General features: G+C 63.4%; 3 protein-coding genes. All 3 read right to left on the minus strand.

From position 1 onward, the window contains the following. A partial coding sequence (locus tag GEU01_RS23540; RefSeq protein ID WP_198284481.1) for an IS4/Tn5 family transposase DNA-binding protein occupies nucleotides 1-451 on the minus strand: 451 nt, incomplete at its 3' end. After that, nucleotides 421-2235 (minus strand): autotransporter outer membrane beta-barrel domain-containing protein, encoded by a 1815-nt coding sequence (locus GEU01_RS23545; protein ID WP_019087488.1) that lies wholly within the window; start codon nucleotides 2233-2235, stop codon nucleotides 421-423. The genes GEU01_RS23540 and GEU01_RS23545, both read right to left, overlap by 31 nt. 45 nt (nucleotides 2236-2280) lie before the next feature. Beyond that, the coding region (locus GEU01_RS20185) for a beta strand repeat-containing protein (RefSeq protein WP_026018908.1) at nucleotides 2281-3449 on the minus strand (1169 nt) is incomplete at its 5' end.

Genomic DNA, 3449 nt, shown 5'->3' on the forward strand with positions numbered 1-3449 from the left:
TTTTTTCCCTGCCTCCCGTAGAGACCTTGGTAAACCCGATCTTTTCGGGAGATGCTCGGGTGAAGGAAAACTCCGTTGTATCCTGCAGGATCAGGACTGGCCCTGCAGTCGCATCGAAACGCTGGGCGGTAGCAGAAAAATGCCCTTCAAGGATTTTGTCTTCGCTTACATTTGCATTTGCAAAAAATCTATATGCTGCCTTGGTCGCAGACCAATCCTGAAATGCCGTCGGGAGAGACTTGCCCGGTCGTTCAGCAAGTGCCGCGAGCATCGTGCCCAGACGCCTGTTCAGGCGCTCGTCGCCAAGGTCAGATCCGGATATTTCCTGTATGACCCAATCCTGTACCATTCTCACACCCCGCCTGCATAAAGGTGACAGAAAAGGAATCACAACAGATTCATCTGCATCAAGCACAAAATTCAAGAACAGCAGATTTGTGGGTAACTGCAAGCCGTCCCTTCGGAGCTGAAGGTCGAACGGCCATAGCTGACCAGTCCGCCAACGCGCCACGTATTGAAGACCGGCGCATCCGCGCCCAGCACGAAGCCACCAACGGAATGGTTCATGCCGCCTGCATTGCCATCGCCGGAATTATGGCCCCACGACCCGAAGGCCTCGCCCCACAGCGTCACGCGGTCCTGCATGCAGGTGCCGTCCGTCCTGCGGCCCTTCAGGGTTGCCGTCTTCTGGTTGGCGTCGGCGCCGGGATCACACGCGGCATTGCGCAGGCGGTCGATCGCGGCGTTGCGGACATAGAAACTGTCCTCGATCAACGCGGTCCGGGCGGATGCATGGATCTCGCCCGACAGGGCGTCAAAGGCCTTGCGCGCCTGCGCCCCGTTCAGCTGCTCGATGGCGGTCACCATCGCATTGCTGCCACCCATGCCATCCAGCACGGCCGCCACGTCGCGTTCATTGCGCGTATTCGCAACGGATTCGAAGGTCGTGGTGTTCCGGCCCAGCGTAATATCCACGTCGTCCGCAGTATAAAGCAGTTCAGGCGAGAGGAAGGTATAGGCATCCGACAGGTTGGTCGAAAGCCCCGCGAACTGCCCCGTCACCCCGTTCTGGGTGGTCAGGATGGTATATTCGGTTCCGGGTTTGAGTGTGGTGCCACTGGGAACCGTGAATTCAACCGTGCCGCCGGTCAGGGTCGCCCCGCCGGTGACCGATACCAGGTCGCTCTGTCCCGCGGTCCCGCCATTGACGACATAGGTGGAACCGGCACCCATGTTCAGGTTGCCATCAACCGTCAGCGTCCCCAGCGCATTGCCACCGGCGGGCGACAGGGTGCCCCCATTGGCAACGGTGGTTGACCCCACGGTCCCGGTGCCAGCCAGCGTCCCCGCCCCGGCGACGGTCACGCTGGAATTCGCCAGCGAGCCATCGACCGTCAGGGTGCCGTCATTGACACTGGTGTTGCCGGTAAAGCCGGAATCATCGCTGGCGATCGTGACATCACCGGAACCATCCTTCACCAGCGCGCCGGAACCACCCAGCCCGTTGCCCAGCGTGCCATCCGTGCCCTGGTCCAGCGTCAGGCTGGCGCCCGTTTCATCATTGATCGCACCGGTGCCGAAGCTGGATATCGTGCCCACCAGCGTGCCGCCCTGGATATCGGTCCCGCCACTATAGCTGTTGTTTCCGCCCAGGATCAGCGTGCCGCCATCGGTCTTGGTCAGGGTCGTGCCACCCGCGACCTTGCTGTCGTCAATCTTGGAATCAATTTCCGCGACCGTCGCCGCGCCGGCGGCCGTACCGTCACCGACGCGCAGCGTCAGGTCCGATCCGGATGAATACAGCGTATCACCGGTAATGACATATTTGCCGCCGCTGGACGCATCGGAATTGGCGAACTGCGCGCCACTCAGCGTGACATCGCCGCTGCTGTCATCAACGGTGACGGTGCCGCCCTTGCCTTCGAATATGTCGTATGCGCCCTGTGTGGAGGGGGTGTTGCCCGTTCCGGACGAACTGGTCCAGTTGCCATCACCACTGCCACCCGGCGCGGTCCAGACGCCATTCCCGCCATCGACCTGTCCGTTGCCGGACGTGCCATCGCTGCCGTGGTCGCCGTTGACGTTGCCGCCATCCCAGTACTGCTCCTGCGTGCCAGCCGCCGCCACGACCAGGTTGACTTCGTTATCAACCGATGTCTGCAGTGTTTCACCCGTCCCGGCCAGCGTCACGCCATTGTTGGTCAGCGTGCCGCCATAATCATACAGGCGATACACACCCGGCCCGAAATCACCGCCCGGGCTCTGGCTGACATTCAGGGTTCAGGCAATCGTCAGGTTGCCCCCGACACTGACCAGATCGTTATATTTCCCACCAACGGTCCCGGCCTGCCCCATATCGAAATTCGCGATGGACCCGCTGCTTTCGGTCAGGTTTCCGGCAATGGACAGGGTGCCGACGCTGTTGGCGCCATCACCGGGCGACAGCGTGCCGCCACTGGCGATGGTGACATCCCCGCCCATGGTCCCGACACCCGACAGCGTGGCGCCCGATGCAACCGTTGTCGTGCCGCCGATCTGGCTTTCATTGCCATCGACCTGCAGGGTGCCCGCTGCAACCGTCGTGCCACCGCTGTAGCTGTCGGCGGCGTTATCCAGCACCAGCGTGCCGCCGCCTGTCTTGGTCATGCTGCCGGTGCCCGTGACCGTGTTGGCCAGGCTGTCCGTATCGGTGGAGGCGACATCGACATCCAGCGCCGCGTCATCGGTAATCGCGCCCGAACCGAAGCTCGAGGTCGTGCCCGCCAGCGTGCCGTTGGAAATGGTCGTGCCACCGCTGTAACTGTTGGTGCCAGTCAGGGTTGTCGTGCCCGTGCCCGCCTGGACCAGCGCGCCGCTGCCGGAAATCGGTGCCGACAGGGTGGATGCATCGGACCGGTCCACAACCAGCGTGCCGTCGTCGCTGATGCCAGACGTGCCATCAAGTGAACCGGACATCCCGCCCGTGCCAAGCTGCAGCACCGCGCCGGACGCCACCGTCGTCGCACCGCTGTAGGTATTCGCCCCCGACAGCGTTTCCGTGCCGCCAGCGACCGTCAGGCCACCCGTGCCCGACAGCCCGCCGGAATAGGTATCCGCCGCATTCGTCAGCGTCAGCGTCCCGTCCAGCGCGGCATTGCCGCTACCCGACAGCGAGCCGGCCGACGCGCCGTTCGTCGTCACGTCAAGGCTGGTTCCGTTGCTGGCCAGCGTGCCGTTGATGGTGTCGCCATCCAGTGTCAGCGCGCCGCCCGCGGCGTTGGTGACATCACCCGTCACCGTATTGCCCGCGCCCAGCGTCAAAGTGCCAGCATTGGTGACGCTGCCGATCGTCCCGCCGGTCGCCGTCGCCGTGCCGGCTGCCTCGTTATTCAGCGCGCCCGTCACGGTGCTGTCCGTCAGGGTGGCGGTCCCGGTATTGTCCAGCGACGCCAGCGTGCCGTTTTCCGCCG

It is taken from the genome of Komagataeibacter europaeus LMG 18890, from assembly GCF_000285295.1.
In the GTDB taxonomy this organism is placed as follows: Bacteria; Pseudomonadota; Alphaproteobacteria; order Acetobacterales; family Acetobacteraceae; genus Komagataeibacter; species Komagataeibacter europaeus.